Source organism: Sodalis sp. C49, assembly GCF_046352915.1.
Lineage (GTDB): Bacteria > Pseudomonadota > Gammaproteobacteria > Enterobacterales > Enterobacteriaceae > Acerihabitans.
Map to the genome: position 1 here is coordinate 4890292 of NZ_CP163303.1, position 17807 is coordinate 4908098.

Sequence of the window (17807 nt, forward strand, 5' to 3'; positions counted from 1 at the left end):
GGTGACGTCAAAAGCGCGCGTGTTTGCTGGCGCAGGGCATAAGGACGTTAAGCCTTTATATCTCGATAATAAGGCAGGCTGTCTTGCAGGGTCTGGGTATCGTTTTTCAGATGCGTCAGCAGTAAGTGCGTTAAGCTGAAAATCCGCCAATGATTGTCGAGACCGGTGGGGGGATTTCCGCTGCTATGCGCATGTAACCGCGTGTCCGGCCGGGATGGAGGGTACAGTTCACGGTTGTAAAGCGTGCAAAGCCGGCAAAAATAGCATTGATGAGCGGTGTTGTAGTCTATTGTCTCTGATGCGTTGGCATGAAAATGCATGGCGGGTGTTCCAGGACCTGAATGTTGCGCCAACTGCTGGCGCAGCCGGAAATCGAGCGACAGCATATCGGCGAATTCGGATTTTATACGGTTTATCTGTGATTCTATATTCAGCATTTTGCCTAAAGCAGGGTTAATGCGCGGCATGTCGCTTCCGGCCATCACCACTTTCGGGTCGATAGTTAAGGCTGCTGTAATGTCCGCCCATGAAATGTTTTTCATGGGCGGGTCACCTGGGTTGTCGGCGGTTATCGCATGATGCGCCAGACTGTCGAGCAGGGTATCATTATCCTTTTTCAGCATTGATAACAGGGTATGGGTTAATTTAAAAACCCCAGAGTTTAAATCGCGATAGCGGGCATGATATTCTTTCGCGGAAGTGCAAGGCTGTGGATTGCGCTTCAATCCTTGGAAAAAATTATTGTAATGCGTCCAGAACACGCAAATATTGCATTTGTCGGGATGTTGCATATCGGCATCCTGGAGAGTGAATGTATGCACGTGGCCATCAGCGTGGGCGGTCAACGGGGACTTCCCCATTAGCCGGCGAAGACCGGTATTTTGCGCCAGCGTCTTATTTAATTCTTCGAGCAGCTTAATGATATGGTCTTTTATCTGCCATGTTTTTTCCAGATATGACGGGCTAATGGTGAGGACCTCATAGAGATGCGCTGCAACATCCGGACTGGGGCGGGTTGCAGTTTTGTTTGCCGTTTCCTGCGAGTCAGGTAGGCCCGCAATGCGAACCCCGGCAAGGGAACGGATAACGTCGAGCAGTTTATCGCTGTCTTCTCTGATGAGGTGATGCAGTACGGATGCGAGTGTTAAAAGAACGGTGTCGCTATTTTGGCGTTGGCCGTCCTGATCTAGGTTAAGCACGCCCGATTGCGCCTTTGCGGTTTCCATTACGGTCAGTAATTGATGGTAGGTAGCCAAAAGCGCGCATATCTGGCATTGATGTGGCGTGGCGGAATGTGCTGACGTAATCTCACTGGCGTGCAGGTGATGTTCTTGTCTGTGTGCCTGCGCCTCATCTGCTAGCTGAATCAGTCTGCGTGATTGGTTATTGCGTAAAATCTCCTTGGCTAATTTTTCTTTCATCGTCCTTAATCCCTGCTTAACCTGCCAGATATCCTCCTGGTTTTTTGTTTGCAGCGGATTTATAGGGAGGGTACGCCCTGCGGGCAGAGCGCTATCGGCAGGACAATAGCGAGGCGGAGCGCCTGAATCTGGCGGTTGGCGATTGTTAATCGCCACCAGTCCGCCAGAGAAGGTATTGCCTTCAATCCTATGCCTTTTGACGGGGGGGCGATTGACTTGAGAATCGTTTTCCGCTCTGGCTGTGGCCGGCCTGCCGTTTTTACGGATAGGGATAAGGGCTGGCAGCTCTCTTCGTGGATTGTGTATTTTCCACGGCATCGTATTTTCAAATAATGGCCCCTTGGCAAGTAATGACCGTCCGGCGATGGTTTTATTATATTCTTCGATATCCCGATGTTTAACGACACCGGAAATAAAACCAAGGGACGAGGATATTCCTCTCATCGAAAATTCTACCTTTTCGTAGCGGTAAAAACGCATCAGCTATTTATTTGATAAATAGTATATGCTAATTATTTTTGGGGATTATTAAAGTACCGGTCTATCACAAAATTGATACATCCCCATTATATTGACTGCCGCATCTTAAATAACTGAAGCTATACCAATTAACAATGAACATTAAACCCGTTGCCTTGCCGCACCGGCGGTTAATCCGGTGTTGCTTTGCGGCGGCGCGTACCGCCGCTACAAATTAATGCGCTCGAAGCGTTGGATCATGGCCAGCGCCAGTCCCTGGGCCGGGTCATAGCTATGGGAGAGAAAGCGGATTTGCGTATGGCCGTAGGCAAAAGAGAGGGTGGTACGGCGCGCCGTGGCCAATACCTGTTCGGTAAACAGCGACGAGGCATTATAGGCGCAGTCGATAAGCAGGGTGCGCGGGTTGACCAGATGGATGATCTGGCTGAGCGCCTTGCCGAGCAATTCGCCCGCCCGGCCGATAACCTGTTCCACTATCTGCGGCGCCGCCGCGCGATTGGCCCACTGCAGCCCCGGCTGCAGCTGATCCAGCTGCGCATTGATGGCCCTGAGTGCGATTAACGATTCCAGGCAGCCGCGTTGTCCGCAGGTGCAAAGCGGCCCGTCGGCGGCGACGTTCAGGTGCCCGACTTCGCCCGCGGTCCAGCTGCCGCCATAATAAACGCCCTGTTCGGTCAGCAGCGCGCCGCCGATGCCCTCGGCGATCCGCAGGTAAAAACCGGGTTCGGCTCCCGGCTGCCGGGTGCCTTGCTGGCGCGATACCAGCGCCGCCGCCTTGACGATATTCATCACGCCGACCGGTATCGGCACGGTTTCGCCCAGGGTCGCCAGGAGGTCGACCTGTTGCCAGCCCAGATGCGACGATACGTGCATCACGCCGGCAAGCGGATCGATAATACCGGGAAAGCCCACGCCGATGCCGATAAGTTCGGGATAACGCCGGTGCATCCATTGGACGACGCGCGTGATTTCCGCCAATACCGGGCCGGGGGCGACGGTATCGATAGCCAGCGTTTGCTGCTCGATGACCTCGGAAAAATAGTCATAGACCGCCCAGTGCAATTGCTGGCGCTCGACCATAATGCCCGCCGCCTTCATTTTATCCGGCAGCAGCGCAATATGGATTTTGGGGCGGCCGATGGTGTTGGATTGGGCCACGCCCAGTTCGGCAACGTAGCCCCGGGCGATAAAATCATCCACGATCAGCGAAATGGTATTTTTGCTTAACGACAGCGCGCGGGCAATATCCAGGCGCGAACTGACGCGCTGTTGCCGCAAGAAAGACAGGACATGCTTTTCATTGTACTGGCGCAGCAGCGCGGGTCCTTTTCCTGGCTCTTTCATAGGCTGGCTTACCCTAACCTCCGGCTGAATATCAGCGGGCATTATGGCATAACCATTGATGCCCGGAAAAACCTATTCATCCCGCCAGACGCATTCTCCCCGCTGATAAACGGCCAGCACGGACAATCCGCCGCGCCGGTCTTCGTCAAGCGCCACTGCGTCCAGCGGGGCGCCAACCGCCAGACCATGCCGCGTCGGCAGGTTAAGCAGCGCCGAGGGACGTACCGACGCCATCTCCCACGCCTCGCGGCGCGTGGCCAGGCCCAGGCGGAGCAGATTATTCACCCCGTACAGTAATGAGCGCGCCGATCCCGCCAGCAACCGCGGGTTATCGGCCATCGCCAGGCGCCCCGTGTCGCTCAGGATCACCTCGCCGCCGATATGCAGCCGGTAGCGTCCGGGCGGCATGCCGGCCAGGCTGGTGGCGTCGCTCACCAGGATGCCGCGTTCACCTTTGACGCGCATAAAAACCTTCATGACCGACGCCGGCAAATGTTCGCCGTCGCCAATCATGGCGCACCACAGCCGGTCCTGCGCCAGTTGCTCCCAGATATAGTTGGGGTGGCGCGGCAGCAGCAAATGCGCCCCGTTGCCCAAATGGGTGGACAGCGTGGCGCCAGCCTCGACCGCCGCGTCTATCTGTAACGCGTCGGCGGCGGTATGACCTAAGGCGACCACCACCCCGGCTTGCGCGCAGCGGCGGATAAATGCCGGGGCCTGCGGCCATTCGGGCGACAGGGTCAGCAGGCGTATATCGCCCTGCGCCGCGCGCTGGAAGCGTTGAAACAGCGTCCAGTCCGGTGCTTTGACAAAACGTTTGTCATGCGCGCCGCGTGGTCCGTCCTCGGGAGAAAGAAACGGCCCCTCCAGATGGATTCCGGCCACGCTTTGCCCGACCGGGGCAAAGCGCCGGCGGGCATTGGCAATCGCCGCCGCCATCCCGGCGATCTGCTCATCGCCGTTGGTGATGACCGTGGGCAGGAAGGTGGTGACGCCCTGTCGCCATAATTCCCGGGTGACCTCCAGTACCGCCTGTTCATCAATCGGGCAACGGTTAAAATCAACCCCCGCATAACCGTTGACCTGCAAATCCACCAAACCGGGCGCCAGGATGGGCAGGCTATCATCCTGCGGCAGCGGCCGTATTTCACGGATCAGCCCGCCGGCGGCGTGGATCTCGATGCTGGTTAACTCCCGGTAATCCCTGCCGCGGATACAAACCTTATCCATGCGTTAGCTCTCCATACGCGTCTACGTCGGTAAACAGAGAACAGGCGGGGTGGGTACGCAGAACGGTGGCGGGGCAGGCGGTGGTTACCGGCAACGCCAGCATGGCGCGCACCGCCGCGCGTTTGCTGCTGCCCGGCACCATGCAAAACAGGCGCGATGCCGCCATCAGGGTGGGAATGGTCAGGGTCAGCGCGTGGGTGGGAACCGCGTTTATCTCGCCGAAGCAGCCGTCGTTGACCTGCTGCTGGCGGCAGACCGGGTCCAGCGCCACCACTTTCATGACGGCGGGATCGTGAAAATCCGCCACCGGCGGATCGTTAAACGCCAGATGGCCGTTTTCTCCCACCCCCAGGCAAACCATATCCACCGGCGCGCGGCTAATCAGCGCGGCATATTCGCGGCACACGCGGCCTGCGTCGCCCGTCGGGATCAGATGGACTTGCCCGGGGCGGACGATATCGAACAGATGCCGCTTAAGATAGTGGCTAAAGCGCTGCGGTGAATCGGCGGGCAGGCCGATATATTCATCCATATGAAACGCCGTCACCCGCGACCAGTCTATATCCCCGGCCGCCGCCAGGGTGGCCAGGAACTCATTTTGCGAAGGGGCGGCGGCAAAAATAATCCTGACGTTATCCTGGGCGTTCAGGCGGTTACGCAGGCAGGCGGCGGCGGCCTCGCCGGCGTGGCGTCCCATTTGCCGGCGATCGGCAAACACCTGGACGGATAAATTCTCGCACCGACGGTTCAGTAGCGGCAATGACATACCAAGCTCCTTAGTTTTGGCCGGATTCGGGTTTACGCAGGTTGTGGATGGGTTCGGCAGCCTGCGCCGTGCCCTGATCCTGGTTTAACGCGGCCAGCAGAATGTCCACCTGCGGGCTGACCGGACTACGCCGCAACATCCCCGCCAGCGTATAGACAATCAACGAGGTGAAGACCGGGATGGCGACGATTTGCGTGGTGCTCATGCCCGGCACGACGAATTTTACCGCGAAAAATGCCGCCACCCCGGCCGCCCATGAGGCGATGGCCGCCGTCGGGCCGCATTTTCTGAACCAGGGCAGCAGGCCGAGCAGCATGGGGATCGAGATGGGGCCGACCAGGCCGCCGAACCAGACGATAAGCAGGGTCAGCACGCCGCCGAACCGGCTGGCGTTAACCGCGATAAGCAGGGTGGTCAGGATAAACAGCACCACGGTTACCCGCGCCACCACCAGGGAAGATTGGCCGTTGCCGAACCGGCGCGGAAACAAAACCGGCAGGATATCGCGCGTGACCACGGCGGTAATGGCGTTGGAGTCCGATGAGGTCATCGACAGGGTATGGGTAAACATCGCCACCAGCACCAGACCTATCAGGCCGTTGGGTAAGAGCTGCATCGCCATGATGGAGTAGGATTGCGTCGGATCGGCGATATGGGGGAACAGTACCGGCGCCGCCCACATGGGATAAAACAGCACCAGCGGCCATACCAGGTACAACACCGAGGACAGCAGGGCGGCCTTGTGCGCGTCCCGCCCGCGCGGCGAGGCGATAAACCGCTGCGCCAGGTTCCAGGTGCCGCCGTTGTAGCTGAGGGTATAGATGACAAAATAGGCCAGCATAAAGCCGAGCGTGTAGGGCTCGCGGATAATATCGGTATGGGCCGGCGGCAATTGGTTCCAGACGGTGAGCAGTTCGTGCGCGCCGCCCAGATGGGCCGCCACCGCCACCACCATCACGATGGCCGCGATAAACTGCACGATAAACTGGCCGAAGTCGTTGCAGGCATCGGCCCATAACCCGCCCATCACGGTATAAAACAGGCATAATGCGCCGGATATCGCGATGCCGTATACCGGCGCGAGCCCGGTGAAGACATTAATGATAATGGCGATGGCCGCCCACTTGGCGCCGACATCAAAGGTTTTCAGCAGCACGCCGCTCCAGGCCAGCAGCTGTTGCGTCGGCACATTGTAGCGCGTGGCGAGATATTCCATCGGCGATTCGATATGCATATGGATGCGCAGCCGCGCCCAGCGCGGGGCGAAAATAAACGAGCCGATAAACACCGCAATGGAAATGGGCAGCGCCCACCAGAAATAAATGGTGATGCCATAGCTGTAGGCCACCGCGGCGTAAGCCACGAACACCGCCGCGCTATAACCCGACATATGATGTGAAATGCCGGAAAGCCACCAGGGCATTTTACCGCCGGCGGCAAAAAAGTCCTTGGTGCTGCCCACTTTGCGCATGGCCCAAAGCGTGATCGCCACAATCATCAGCGCATACAGCGCCATGACCACATAATCTGTTCCGTTCATAGCTCACTCCGGTAGCGGGTGGGGTTAGCGCAACGAGGCAGCGTGACCGCCCAGCGCGACATATAATCCTTAATTAGGACTAATTGATTAAATTTTTATTTGGAATCTTCTCATTGATAGCTAAATTAATCCTAAATAATGACTAATTGACGTTAGCATAGCTTGAGAAGCCCGAAAGAGAGTTATATCACATTTATCTGCCGGCGCAGGAGGCGGGCCATAGGACTTTGATATGACCCGCCGCCGCGGCTAAAAATTGCCCGGTTGATGGGACGTTCCGAGCATCTGATCATACACATCGGTGCGGCGGTCGCGCAGCACCTGGTTAAAGGCGTTCCAGTTGCGATGACGTTTGGCATCGGCCAGGTTAATGGTCGCCATGATGATATCGGTATCCGTGGCGCTGGCCGGTCCCGCCACCGGCCAGCCGGTATAGCCGACAATCAGGCTCTGGCCGATAAAAGGCTGATGGCGTTCCACGCCTACCCGATCCGCCGCCGCTACAAATACCGAATTGGTATGCGCCGCCGCCATGCAGATGATATTGGCCATGGCCTCGCGGTTGGGATCCTGGCCCGGGATCGGCACCCAATTGGTGGGGACGCAGACAATCTCGGCACCCTGCAATGCCGCCAGGCGGAAGCTTTCCGGAAACCAGCAGTCATAACAGATATGGCACCCCAAGGTGCCGATGCGGGTTTTGAATACCGGGAAACCCAGGTTGCCCGGCGCGAAATAAATAGCTTCATCCCCCCACAGATGCACTTTGCGGTAGCGGCCGATAAACCCTTCCGGCCCGATGATAGCGGCGGCGTTATACAGCAGTTCGCCCTCGCGCTCGGTGATGCCGGCGACAATATACACCCCCAGCCTGCGGGCGCAGTCGATCCAGGCGCGGCAGGAAGGGCCGTCTGGCAGCGCTTCTCCCAGCGCGAAGGCTTCGTCGCGGGTGGCGAACACATAGCCGGTATTGCACAGCTCGGGCAACACCATCAGATTCGCCCCCCGCGCCGCCGCCTGTTCGATCATGGCGATGGAGGTGTTGACGTTGCGCACGGTCTCGCCAAAAACCGGCTCCATTTGCAAGCAGGCTACGGTGACTAAGGCTTCATTCGGTTTAGGCGCCATGGCGGCCTCCGGAGGATAATGTCGGTAACGAGGATCCCTGCTAATCGGCGGATTAACGGGTGGTCAGCCAGCCCAGCATGTTGAGCAACAGCTGTTTATAACCGGGCCAGTCGATAAAATTCTGCGGCAGCCAATGGGGGCTGATATCCGAGGTCCAGACCAGCGTGCGCCCGCGCCCGTGGGCACCGGTCACCAGCAGCGGGTGTCCGCCCAGCTCATCCGGCAGGCGCGCCAACACATCGCTGCCGTCCTTGGGCACCACCTCGTTGGCGCCCAGCAGCAGCGGCCAATCGCCGGTAATATTGTTAAATAGCGCATGTCCCTGCTTTCGCGGGTCGATAACCGGACGGAACCCCTGCGGCACCTCGATGCGGTCGTCATAAGGCAGGCATTCCACCGGCAGCGCCTGCTCCACGGCGGTGCGGTGCCAGCGCGCCTTGCCGTCGATGCCCTGGAAGCTCAGGTAGCCGCCGAACATGGCCAGGGCACCGCCGGCGGCAGTCCAGTCGCGCAGTACGTCAAGACGATTGGCCACCGTTTTACCGTGCAGCCAGACATCCGGATGCAGCAGCAGCGAGTTGGCGCCGATATCCGACAGCAGGATGGCGTCATAACGGCTAAGCTCTTGCCCGGTAAAAGGGAATTCCTCCACCGCCACGTGCGCCGGCATATGGGTCAGGGCAAATTCCGTACCGGCCAGCGCCGCGATGATCGCCTTGGCGCCCGAATGAAAGGTGACGCTGCCGAACTGATCAAATCCCTTGAAATGGGTCGCTGACGACACCCATGTCTCTCCCACTAATAATATCTGTTTCCGACTCATGTTATTACCCTCCACAGGCATGGATCATTTTTGTGCGGCCCGCCCCTTTTTAGCGCAGCATTTAAGAGAAGTTGAACCGTTTCAATTAATAAAATTGTCATTTTTATCATGTTATATCAAGCATAAATTTATTAATAAAACGATATTGACATATAAAGATTGAACCGTTTCAATATGGATTGAATCGCTAAACATTGATCATTCTCCCGCCGGTGTATTGATGATGAACACGGGAGGCTATAATCAGTGCACCGGGGATCCACGCCCGGATATTGCCATGTTCCCCCGACGCCGCCATATTTCCATGCCGGTCATGTTTGCTAACAGGATGCCGCTATCATGCCTTTATCGCCACCGCCGATGAAACCCCTCTGGACCTATCGTCCCGGGCCGGATATCGCCCTTGAGGCCCCGGCCGGGCTGCGCCAGGCGCAACTTTTGGCGAAAGCGGCCGCCCAGGCGGGCCTGGCCGCGGTCCGGCCGGGCGTATCGGAGTCCGCCGTGGAGGAAACCATACATGCCTATCTGCGCGATCAGGGCGCGGCGGGCATCTGGACCATTACCAACGTCGGCCTGGGCGAGAACGCCAAGGTCTGTTTCCCGACCCAGGGACCGGGCGCGCAGGCCGCGGCAGCGCGCGACGTACTGATGGTGGATGTGCATCCCATTACCGCCGAGGGCTTCTGGGGCGACTGCACCCGCTGTCGCGTCGTGGGCGATTATCCCGAGGCGGTGGACGCCCTGCGGGCGCTGGAACATATCCACCGCGATACCCTGGCGTTATGCCGGCCCGGCATGCCGGCCGCAGAGCTGTTCGGCCTGAGTCACCAACGCCTGACGCGGGAAGGCTTTATCCTGCTGGATTTGCTGGGTAATATTGGCCATTCCCTGACGGCCGGCGCCGCCTATACCCTGGGTTTTATCGATGCCGGCAACGACACGCCCATGTGGGGAGCCTGGGCTGTGGAACCCTTTGCCCGGCGCGGCGACGTAGCGGTCAAGGTCGAGGACGTGGTCTGGTTCGGCCGTGAGCGATGCGAGGTTTTGTAACGGAAACCGAACAGATTCTATAGTGCGCTATCCGCGAAGGGATAGCCCAGAGGCAACGTCATGACAGTCCCCAAGTTATCGATTCAACAGGTTACGCGGCGCTTCGGCGCGATGACCGCCCTGGCGCCCACCGATCTGGACGTACGCGCGGGCGAGTTTGTCTGCGTGGTCGGCCCGTCCGGCTGCGGTAAAAGCACGTTGTTCAATCTGGTGTCCGGCGTACTGACACCTGACAGCGGTAAGATCCTGATAGACGGCGACGATGTTACCGGCCGCAGCGGCCATGTCGGCTATATGCTGCAAAAAGACCTGCTGCTGCCCTGGATGACGGTTATCGACAATATCGTCTTGGGCGCCATCCTTAAAGGAGGCGCGACGCGGGAGCAGCGCGCGGCGGGGGTGGCCCTGGCGGAGCGCTATGGCCTGGGCGAATTCATCAATCACTATCCGGCGGCGTTGTCCGGCGGCATGCGCCAGCGGGTGGCGCTGATGCGCACCCTGGCGATGCGGCATGACGTGATGCTGCTCGACGAGCCGTTCGGCGCGCTGGATTCCCAGACCCGCCTGGCGATGCAGCAATGGCTGCTGACGGTCTGGGCGGAGCAGCACCGCACCGTGGTGTTTGTTACCCATGATATCGACGAGGCGATTTTTATGGCGGACCGGGTCGTGGTGATGACGCCCCGTCCCGGCCGTGTCCAGCAGATTTTCAGCGTGGATATCCCGCGTCCGCGTCCGCTGTCCTGCCTTACCAGCCCCGCATTCACCCAGTTGAAACGACACATCCTGGATCTGATTTACACTGAACAACCGGCACAGGAAGCGCTTATCCATGATCAACATCCGTAAGCTGTTATTGCCGCTGGGCGGCCCGCTCGTGGCACTGCTGCTGGTGCTGGCGGTCTGGGACACGGCGGTGCGTTATTATCAGATTCCCGCGTATGTCCTGCCCTCGCCGCAGCTCACCTGGCAGCACGCCTTATCGGACTGGTCGGTGCTCTGGATCGGGTTCCAGGCCACCTTCACCACCTTTTTGCTGGGGTTTGTCCTGGGCGCCGGCGCCGGATTCGTCTTTGCCGTGCTGATGGATGCGATCCCCGGCGTGAAAAGCGTGCTGTATCCAATTTTGATCGCCAGCCAGGCGGTGCCGGTTATCGCGATTTCCGCCGCGCTGACGATCTGGCTGGGCTTCGGCCTGGCGCCGAAACTGGTGATTGTGGCGCTGGTGGTATTTTTTCCGGTGGTGGTCAACGTGCTCGACGGGCTGAACTCCGTGGATAAGGATATGCTTAATCTGGTACGATCCATGGGCGGTTCCCGCCTGAGCATCTTCCGCTACGTTAAGCTGCCGGCCACCTATACGCCGCTGTTTTCCGCCCTGAAGCTGTCCGCCACCTTCAGCGTCACCGGGGCGGTTATCGGCGAGTGGACCGCGTCCACCAGCGGCGGCCTGGGCGCTTATCTGCTGCAGGCTAACTCAAGGCTTAATACCGCCGGCACGTTTTCCGCCATCGGTTTTCTGGCCTTGCTGGGGGTCTTGAGCTTTCTGCTGGTTATCCTGCTGGAATATCTGGTTACGCCGTGGCGCTCCTCGTCGACCGCCAGGCGCTGGTCGCGGCGCTACTGGCGCCGTTAGTTTAATCCCGCACAGGACGCCTGATGACCGATGATAGCGTAAAGCCTGGCAGGCCGGTACGGCCTACGATTCGCGACGTGGCGCGTTTAGCCAATGTTTCCATCGGTACCGTCAGCGCGGTGCTTAACAACAGCGCGCGGCCGGTGGCCGCGGATACGCGCGCGCACGTGCTGCGCTGCATTGCCGAGCTGAATTTTGAACCCAACAACGCCGCGCGCAGCCTGAAACACCAGCGTATTTCCTCCATTGGTTTTATCGTGCCGGATCTGGGCAATGCGTTTTTCGCCGACGTGGCCGAAGGCATCCAGGGCGTGCTTGACCACCTTGATTGCCTGCTGGTGCTGTGCATGACCTGGGCTGATACGCAGCGCGAGGAGTATTACGCACAGGTGTTGCGTACCCAGCGCCTGAACGGGGTGATCTACCTGTCCGGCACCGGTCTGCCCAGCCCCTCGCTGATGAGGCTGGCGCAGCAAGGCGCGGTGGTATTTGTCGATGAATGCCTGCCGGGGATCGACGCGCCTTTTATCAGTGCGCAAAACCTGCTGGGCGCGCGCGCCATGGCGCAATATGTCCTGGGGCGCGGGCATCGGCGGCTGGCCGTCCTCGGCGGGCCGCGCGGATTGTGGACCAGCGAACAGCGCCTGGCCGGATTTCGCGAGGCATTTGCCGCCGCCGATATTATGCCGGACTCGGTGCCGGTATTAAGCGGCGACTATACCGAGGCGTCCGGCAGCCGGGCGGCGGATACGATTATCAATCTGTCGGCGACGGAGCGCCCTACGGCGGTGCTGTGCGCCAACGATCTGATAGCCATAGGCTTTATACGCCGTTGCCGTGAGCGTGGTATCGCCGTGCCGGAACACATCAGCGTCACCGGCTTTGATGATATCCCCGCGGCGCGGCTGCTCAGTCCCGCACTTACCACGGTACGCCAGCCGGGAAATGCCATGGGCCGCGCCGCCGCCACCCTGCTGTTGCAGCGCATCGGTGCCCTCCCGGACGCGCCCTGCCCAAGTGAATTCTCCACCGAGCTGCGCATCCGCCATTCGGTGGGGCAGGGACCGTCGGCCTGAGCCGCGCGGGTCGGCCGCGCATACCATGGCGGGCGGGACGGCGGCTGCGGTTAATTGCGCATGGGATTGTCCCTTAGCGGCGGGAATGTTCCTTTGCGTACCTTGTTATATTTCCGGTAATAACGCTTATTACGGCGTAGAACGGATATACCGACCAAAAAATCAATATGTTATACCGCCTCGTTTATTATTTTTATCAGGTGTGTATAAATATTTTTATAAATTTTTGAGTGGTAATTTGTTGTTGATTTAATTAATAAAAATCACCATTTCTATTATGTTAATAAATAATCCCATAAAACATAAATGCAAAAAATACATCTTTTTCAGTATGTTGAAATTCATTATGAGGGTCATTTTCACCTAAATGCCGTATTTGCTCTTTTAGAGAACCTTGCCTAACATTAATTCCATTGATGATGAGTCACGTGTAATAAATAGTCATCAATAAACAGTTCAAGCCCGTTAAATGAATGGTATTAATAAGATGGGTAATATCTAACGGCTTGATGATATCATCTGAAATTGGAGGTTAACATGGCTGAACATCGTGGCGGTTCCGGCAACTTCGCCGAAGATAAACAGAAAGCGTCCGACGCGGGTAAAAAAGGCGGTCAGCAGAGTGGCGGCAACTTTAAGAACGATCCTGAAAAAGCCTCGGAAGCAGGCAAGAAAGGCGGTCAACACAGCCATGGCGGCGGCCGCAGCTCTTAGTTAGCATCGGGGAAAACAACGCGTTACCCGCACCGATGAGATGAAAAGCACTTTGGTAAAAACTGCTGATACCCTCTTAATGACCGTCGTGTCGTAATAGGGCGGATTGATTAAGTGATGACAGGGTTAAGGTAGTCATTGCGCCTCCAAAACGGGTTTTGGGGGCGCTGAATTTGCCGGGTGCGCAGCGTGGCTATTATCGTCGTGCTATTAAGGTGATAGCCGCATCTTCACCGGAAAGTTTCTGTTCTGAGCGGCTGTTGATTTATTTAAATTTTTTTTGTGCCTATTATACCGGAGAACAATTAAATTATGGGAATCAATAAATGACGCACGAAGAAAAGGATTAAAAGAGCAAATCGCCCTTTCTTCAGGCGCCTGGGCGGGTATTTTTAGACGCCAAGCCAACAAATCAGCGATCAGGGTTCATCAGTATCATTTTCCCATCGCCCATACTCTTATCTTCCGCATCCTCTCTGTGCCCCTTCAGGCTTTTTACATCCACGGGTGGTTAACGTCCATGTCACCGGATAGGTATCCCGCGGGAAAACCCCTATCACCTTGATGCAGGGTGATTGCTCGCTGAAAGATAGCGCGGGATAGCGTCCTTTAGCCGGGTCTGCGCACCCAGCGTCATCTGGACGTGCGCCTTAGCTGATTTTTTGCCACTTCCACTCCTTGACGTCGGGCAGATCGTCGCCGTGCTCGCGCACATAATGATAATGTTCATCCAGCCTGGCCTTGAAAAAATCGATGGCGGCGGCGGCCTTGGCGGAATCCTTCAGTCCGGGAATGCGTTTGATCGCCGCCATGGCCAGATGGAAACGATCAAGTTTATTCAGCACGGTCATATCGAACGGCGTGGTGGTGGTGCCTTCCTCCATAAAGCCGTGCACATGGATATTGGCGTGATTTTTCCGCTTATAGGTGAGGCGGTGGATCAGGAACGGATAACCGTGATAGGCAAAAATCACCGGCCGGTCGGGGGTAAAAAGCCTATCGAAAAATTCATCGCTGTGGCCGTGCGGATGCTGTGTCTCGGACTCCAGCGCCAGCAGATCCACCACGTTGACGACCCGGATGCGCAGCTCCGGCACGTGCCGGCGCAACAGCTCGACGGCGGCCAGCGTTTCCATGGTGGGCACGTCGCCGGCGCAGGCCATCACCACATCGGGGGCGGTGGTGCCGTCCTCGTTGCCGGCCCAGTCCCAGATGCCCAGACCGGCCTCGCAGTGTGTCACCGCCTCGTCCATAGACAGCCACTGCGGCGCGGGCTGCTTGCCGGCCACGATCACATTAATACGATCGTAGGTTTTCAGGCAATGATCGCCGACCCACAGCAGCGTATTGGCGTCCGGCGGGAAATAGATGCGCACGATATCAGCCTTTTTATTGGCGACCAGATCGACAAAACCCGGATCCTGATGGCTATAGCCGTTATGATCCTGGCGCCAGACGTGCGAGGACAGCAGGTAATTGAGCGAGGAAACGGGCTTGCGCCAGGGCAGGGCGCGCGACACCTTGAGCCATTTGGCATGCTGATTGAACATGGAATCGACAATATGGATAAAGGCTTCATAACAGGAAAACAGCCCGTGGCGGCCGGTGAGCAGGTAGCCTTCCAGCCAGCCCTGGCACAGATGCTCGCTCAGCACCTCCATCACCCGACCGTCCTGGGACAGCTGCTCGTCGTAAGCTTTGGTTTCCTCCATCCAGACCCGGTTAGTGGCCTCGAACACGCTGCTTAAACGATTGGAGGCGGTTTCGTCGGGGCCGAACAGGCGAAAGTTGGCATTATCCGCATTGAGCCGGAAGATATCGCGCAGGTACTCGCCGAATATTTTGGTGGCTTCGGCCTGGATATCCCCCCGTTTCTTGCTGGCCACCGCATAATCCTGGATTGCCGGCGCCTTCAGCGCCTTACGCAGCAGACCGCCGTTGGCATTGGGATTGGCGCCCATGCGCCTGCCGCCCTCCGGCGCCAGTTTGCGCAGTTCCGGCAGCAAACGGCCGTTGCCGTCGAACAAATCGTCCGGGTTATAGCTGCGCAGCCAGTGTTCCAGGATCTGTCGGTGGCCCTCGTCCTCGCGACAGCCCGCCACCGGCACCTGATGGGCGCGCCAGAAGCCCTCGACCTTTTTGCCGTCCACCTCTCTCGGCCCGGTCCAGCCCTTGGGGCTGCGCAGGATAATCATCGGCCAGCGGGGGAGCGATTGCGGCGCGGCGTTGCCGGTGAGCGCGTCGTTTTGGATGGCGCGGATCTCATCGAACGCCTGGTCGAACGCGGCGGCCATCAGCGGATGCATTTTGGCCGGCTCATGGCCTGCGACGAAAATCGGCCGGTAGCCGTAGCCCTGGAACAGCTGACGCAAATCGTCATCGCTGCTGCGCCCGAGCAGGGTAGGATTGGCGATTTTATAGCCATTAAGATGCAGGATAGGCAGCACCGCGCCGTCGCGGGCGGGGTTGATAAATTTATTGGAATGCCAGCTGGCGGCCATCGGCCCGGTTTCGGCCTCGCCGTCGCCGATAACGCAGGCGGCGATCAGATCGGGATTATCGAACACGGCGCCGTAGGCATGGACCAGGGCATAGCCCAGCTCGCCGCCTTCGTTAATGGAACCCGGCGTTTCCGCCGCCGCATGGCTCGGAATGCCGCCGGGAAAGGAAAACTGGCGAAACAGTTTGCGCATGCCTTCGGCATCGGCGGAAATATCCGGATAAATCTCGCTGTAGGTGCCTTCCAGCCAGGTATTGGCCACCATGCCGGGGCCGCCGTGCCCCGGCCCGCAGATATAAATCATATCCAGGTCGCGGGCGCGGATAACCCGGTTCAGGTGTGCATAGATGAAATTAAGGCCGGGAGTGGTGCCCCAGTGGCCGAGCAGGCGCGGCTTGATATGGTCCGGCAACAGCGGCCGGCGCAGCAGGGGGTTATCCATCAGGTAGATCTGGCCCACCGACAGGTAATTCGCCGCCCGCCAGTAGCGGTCGATCAGCGCCAGTTCGGCGGCGTCGGGGGCGGAAACCTGCGAGGTCGTATTTTCCATGTCATTGCTCCTTCGGAGTAGGTTCTACGGAATGGCTCTATCTCAAGTCTAGCGTGGGATGGCGGCCATGCCCGGCGCACGGCCCGTGGAACTATGAAGAAATGTATCTCAAGCGGGGTCGCGGCGCGTGCCGCAGGACGAGCGGATGATCATCTCGCCGCGCAGCTGCAGATGGCGCGGCGCGTCCTGGGGAAACTGCAGCCGGTTAAGCATTAGGAATATGGCGTTCCTGGCAATATCGCCAAAGGGCTGTTTATAGGTGGTCAGCGGAATACCGAGCAGGGCGGAGTATTCATTATCGTCAAAGCCGACGACATTAACCTGGCGACCTATCTGGCCGCAGGTGGATAATAATTTCATGGCGGTAAAATCATTGGCGCAGACAATATTCGTGGCGCCGCCGTCGAGAACGCCGTTAATAAAGTCCTTATCCCCCGCCAGACCCTTGTGCACCCAGCCTTCCTGCGCCTGGATGCCGGCGTCCAGCAGCGCCAGCTTATAGCCCATGATGCGCATTGAAACGGTATGCGCCGAATAGTTTTCACATAAAAAATCAACGCGACGGGTCGCGTTTTTTAATAAATGGCGGGTGACTTCAAAACCGGCGGCAATATTATCAATGCCCACCAGATCGTAGGCGCACTTATTGGGATAGGCTTTGAAATCGCTGTCAACCAGGATGACTCTGATATTGAACAAAGAAAGTTTTTGCAGGATCATCTGGTTAATTTCATCGGCGAAGGGATGGAACTCTATCGGTATAAAAAATATCCCGTGAACATTATTTTTAATGTAGCGATCGATGATGTTTTCAATGGTCTGGATTATTTTCTGCTTGCTGGCGTCGATGCCCATGGTGACGATGCCGTTCCAGACCAGGGAGAAATTGAACTGCTGGGAGAGCGATGCAATGGACTTAAAGATCTGCTCGAACAGGAAGCCGCTTTCATTGGCTTCCATGCGCGGCGAGAGGATGCCGAGGGTCAGTTCTCCCTGCGCCGCCGCCGCCGGCTGCTGCCGCGCGCAGACATAATGGCCGGACCCCTGGGTGCTGCTGATAAGCCCCAGTTCCCGCAGTTTGGACAGCGCCTTGGAGACGGTGGGGCGCGATACCGAGAATTCATCGCATAATACCGATTCCGACGGCAGACGCTGGCCTTCCTGGTAAATATTGTCGCGAATGCGCTGTTCGATATTCAAAAAAACGCTATCCAGTTTACCTCTTTTCGCCATGATGATTCTTTTGCCCATGCTGAAATAAATTATCCAAAAGAAATGAGTGAGGACCGCTGGATTATTACAGCTACTGTACAACATGCGTCGCGTAATGTTGCAAAACACCATAAATGATAAAAGTTGTAAAATCAAGCGGGTTATTCGGCTGATAAATACGGCGATAGCGCCTATGTTTAGCGGCCGATTATCCTGTTTCAGCGATAAATAAACCCACGAGCAGCGCGCTAAATCGAGATTTTTTTCCGGTTTTTTTCGCCGCCCCGGCCGGGCGGCATTTTTGTTCAATCTTTATGTCGCCGCCAATGCCGTAGCC

Annotated in this window: 14 protein-coding genes; 5 read left to right on the forward strand and 9 right to left on the reverse strand. The window is 57.7% G+C overall.

Annotated features, from left to right (window positions below):
• Positions 1-47: 47 nt before the first annotated feature.
• The 7 genes from ABUK12_RS22095 to ABUK12_RS22125 form a co-directional block, all read right to left on the reverse strand.
• Positions 48-1901, reverse strand: coding sequence for a hypothetical protein (locus ABUK12_RS22095; RefSeq protein ID WP_410013831.1), 1854 nt, complete (start codon positions 1899-1901; stop codon positions 48-50).
• Between the two features lie 207 nt (positions 1902-2108).
• Entirely contained in the window at positions 2109-3245 is a 1137-nt protein-coding gene (locus tag ABUK12_RS22100) for an ROK family protein (protein ID WP_410013832.1), read from the reverse strand.
• Positions 3246-3317: 72 nt separating this feature from the next.
• On the reverse strand, positions 3318-4475 hold the full coding sequence (locus ABUK12_RS22105; RefSeq protein WP_410013833.1) for an N-acetylglucosamine-6-phosphate deacetylase: 1158 nt from the start codon (positions 4473-4475) through the stop codon (positions 3318-3320).
• Positions 4468-5241 carry a glucosamine-6-phosphate deaminase gene (locus ABUK12_RS22110; protein WP_410013834.1) on the reverse strand — a complete coding sequence of 258 codons (774 nt, stop codon included), beginning with the start codon at positions 5239-5241 and terminating at the stop codon, positions 4468-4470. Before ABUK12_RS22110 ends, ABUK12_RS22105 begins: the two co-directional genes overlap by 8 nt.
• Before the next feature lie 10 nt (positions 5242-5251).
• A complete protein-coding gene (locus ABUK12_RS22115; protein WP_410013835.1) occupies positions 5252-6781 on the reverse strand; it encodes a sodium:solute symporter family protein in 1530 nt (509 codons plus the stop codon).
• Between the two features lie 249 nt (positions 6782-7030).
• On the reverse strand, positions 7031-7909 hold the full coding sequence (locus tag ABUK12_RS22120) for a nitrilase family protein (protein ID WP_410013836.1): 879 nt from the start codon (positions 7907-7909) through the stop codon (positions 7031-7033).
• A 52-nt stretch (positions 7910-7961) separates the two neighbouring features.
• Positions 7962-8732, reverse strand: coding sequence for a glutamine amidotransferase (locus tag ABUK12_RS22125; protein WP_410013837.1), 771 nt, complete (start codon positions 8730-8732; stop codon positions 7962-7964).
• A gap of 339 nt (positions 8733-9071) precedes the next feature.
• Between ABUK12_RS22125 and ABUK12_RS22130 the strand changes: the two genes are divergently transcribed.
• The 5 genes from ABUK12_RS22130 to ABUK12_RS22150 all read left to right on the forward strand — a co-directional run bounded on the left by ABUK12_RS22130 (position 9072) and on the right by ABUK12_RS22150 (position 13208).
• Positions 9072-9782 carry a M24 family metallopeptidase gene (locus tag ABUK12_RS22130; RefSeq protein WP_410013838.1) on the forward strand — a complete coding sequence of 237 codons (711 nt, stop codon included), beginning with the start codon at positions 9072-9074 and terminating at the stop codon, positions 9780-9782.
• A 60-nt stretch (positions 9783-9842) separates the two neighbouring features.
• A complete protein-coding gene (locus ABUK12_RS22135) occupies positions 9843-10631 on the forward strand; it encodes an ABC transporter ATP-binding protein (protein ID WP_410013839.1) in 789 nt (262 codons plus the stop codon).
• Positions 10615-11418, forward strand: a complete 804-nt coding sequence (locus ABUK12_RS22140; protein ID WP_410013840.1) for an ABC transporter permease — start codon at positions 10615-10617, stop codon at positions 11416-11418. The genes ABUK12_RS22135 and ABUK12_RS22140 overlap by 17 nt, the downstream gene beginning before the upstream one ends.
• A 23-nt stretch (positions 11419-11441) precedes the next feature.
• Positions 11442-12494 carry a LacI family DNA-binding transcriptional regulator gene (locus tag ABUK12_RS22145; RefSeq protein ID WP_410013841.1) on the forward strand — a complete coding sequence of 351 codons (1053 nt, stop codon included), beginning with the start codon at positions 11442-11444 and terminating at the stop codon, positions 12492-12494.
• Positions 12495-13031: 537 nt separating this feature from the next.
• Positions 13032-13208, forward strand: coding sequence for a general stress protein (locus ABUK12_RS22150; RefSeq protein ID WP_410013842.1), 177 nt, complete (start codon positions 13032-13034; stop codon positions 13206-13208).
• A 650-nt stretch (positions 13209-13858) separates the two neighbouring features.
• On the opposite strand, the gene ABUK12_RS22155 is transcribed toward ABUK12_RS22150, so the two are convergent.
• Together ABUK12_RS22155 and ABUK12_RS22160 are read right to left on the reverse strand one after the other, a co-directional pair.
• On the reverse strand, positions 13859-16258 hold the full coding sequence (locus ABUK12_RS22155) for a phosphoketolase (RefSeq protein ID WP_410013843.1): 2400 nt from the start codon (positions 16256-16258) through the stop codon (positions 13859-13861).
• Between the two features lie 108 nt (positions 16259-16366).
• A complete protein-coding gene (locus ABUK12_RS22160) occupies positions 16367-17491 on the reverse strand; it encodes a GntR family transcriptional regulator (protein ID WP_410013844.1) in 1125 nt (374 codons plus the stop codon).
• Between the last annotated feature and the right edge of the window lie 316 nt (positions 17492-17807).

What these genes read in the sequence shown, in the direction of transcription:
- ABUK12_RS22095 (WP_410013831.1), bottom strand. Translation starts at nt 1,901, where the DNA reads ATGCGTTTTTACCGCTACGAAAAGGTAGAATTTTCGATGAGAGGAATA.
- ABUK12_RS22125 (WP_410013837.1), bottom strand. Translation starts at nt 8,732, where the DNA reads ATGAGTCGGAAACAGATATTATTAGTGGGAGAGACATGGGTGTCGTCA.
- ABUK12_RS22135 (WP_410013839.1), top strand. Translation starts at nt 9,843, where the DNA reads ATGACAGTCCCCAAGTTATCGATTCAACAGGTTACGCGGCGCTTCGGC.
- ABUK12_RS22130 (WP_410013838.1), top strand. Translation starts at nt 9,072, where the DNA reads ATGCCTTTATCGCCACCGCCGATGAAACCCCTCTGGACCTATCGTCCC.
- ABUK12_RS22110 (WP_410013834.1), bottom strand. Translation starts at nt 5,241, where the DNA reads ATGTCATTGCCGCTACTGAACCGTCGGTGCGAGAATTTATCCGTCCAG.
- ABUK12_RS22105 (WP_410013833.1), bottom strand. Translation starts at nt 4,475, where the DNA reads ATGGATAAGGTTTGTATCCGCGGCAGGGATTACCGGGAGTTAACCAGC.
- ABUK12_RS22150 (WP_410013842.1), top strand. Translation starts at nt 13,032, where the DNA reads ATGGCTGAACATCGTGGCGGTTCCGGCAACTTCGCCGAAGATAAACAG.
- ABUK12_RS22120 (WP_410013836.1), bottom strand. Translation starts at nt 7,909, where the DNA reads ATGGCGCCTAAACCGAATGAAGCCTTAGTCACCGTAGCCTGCTTGCAA.
- ABUK12_RS22145 (WP_410013841.1), top strand. Translation starts at nt 11,442, where the DNA reads ATGACCGATGATAGCGTAAAGCCTGGCAGGCCGGTACGGCCTACGATT.
- ABUK12_RS22115 (WP_410013835.1), bottom strand. Translation starts at nt 6,781, where the DNA reads ATGAACGGAACAGATTATGTGGTCATGGCGCTGTATGCGCTGATGATT.
- ABUK12_RS22155 (WP_410013843.1), bottom strand. Translation starts at nt 16,258, where the DNA reads ATGGAAAATACGACCTCGCAGGTTTCCGCCCCCGACGCCGCCGAACTG.
- ABUK12_RS22160 (WP_410013844.1), bottom strand. Translation starts at nt 17,491, where the DNA reads ATGGCGAAAAGAGGTAAACTGGATAGCGTTTTTTTGAATATCGAACAG.
- ABUK12_RS22140 (WP_410013840.1), top strand. Translation starts at nt 10,615, where the DNA reads ATGATCAACATCCGTAAGCTGTTATTGCCGCTGGGCGGCCCGCTCGTG.
- ABUK12_RS22100 (WP_410013832.1), bottom strand. Translation starts at nt 3,245, where the DNA reads ATGAAAGAGCCAGGAAAAGGACCCGCGCTGCTGCGCCAGTACAATGAA.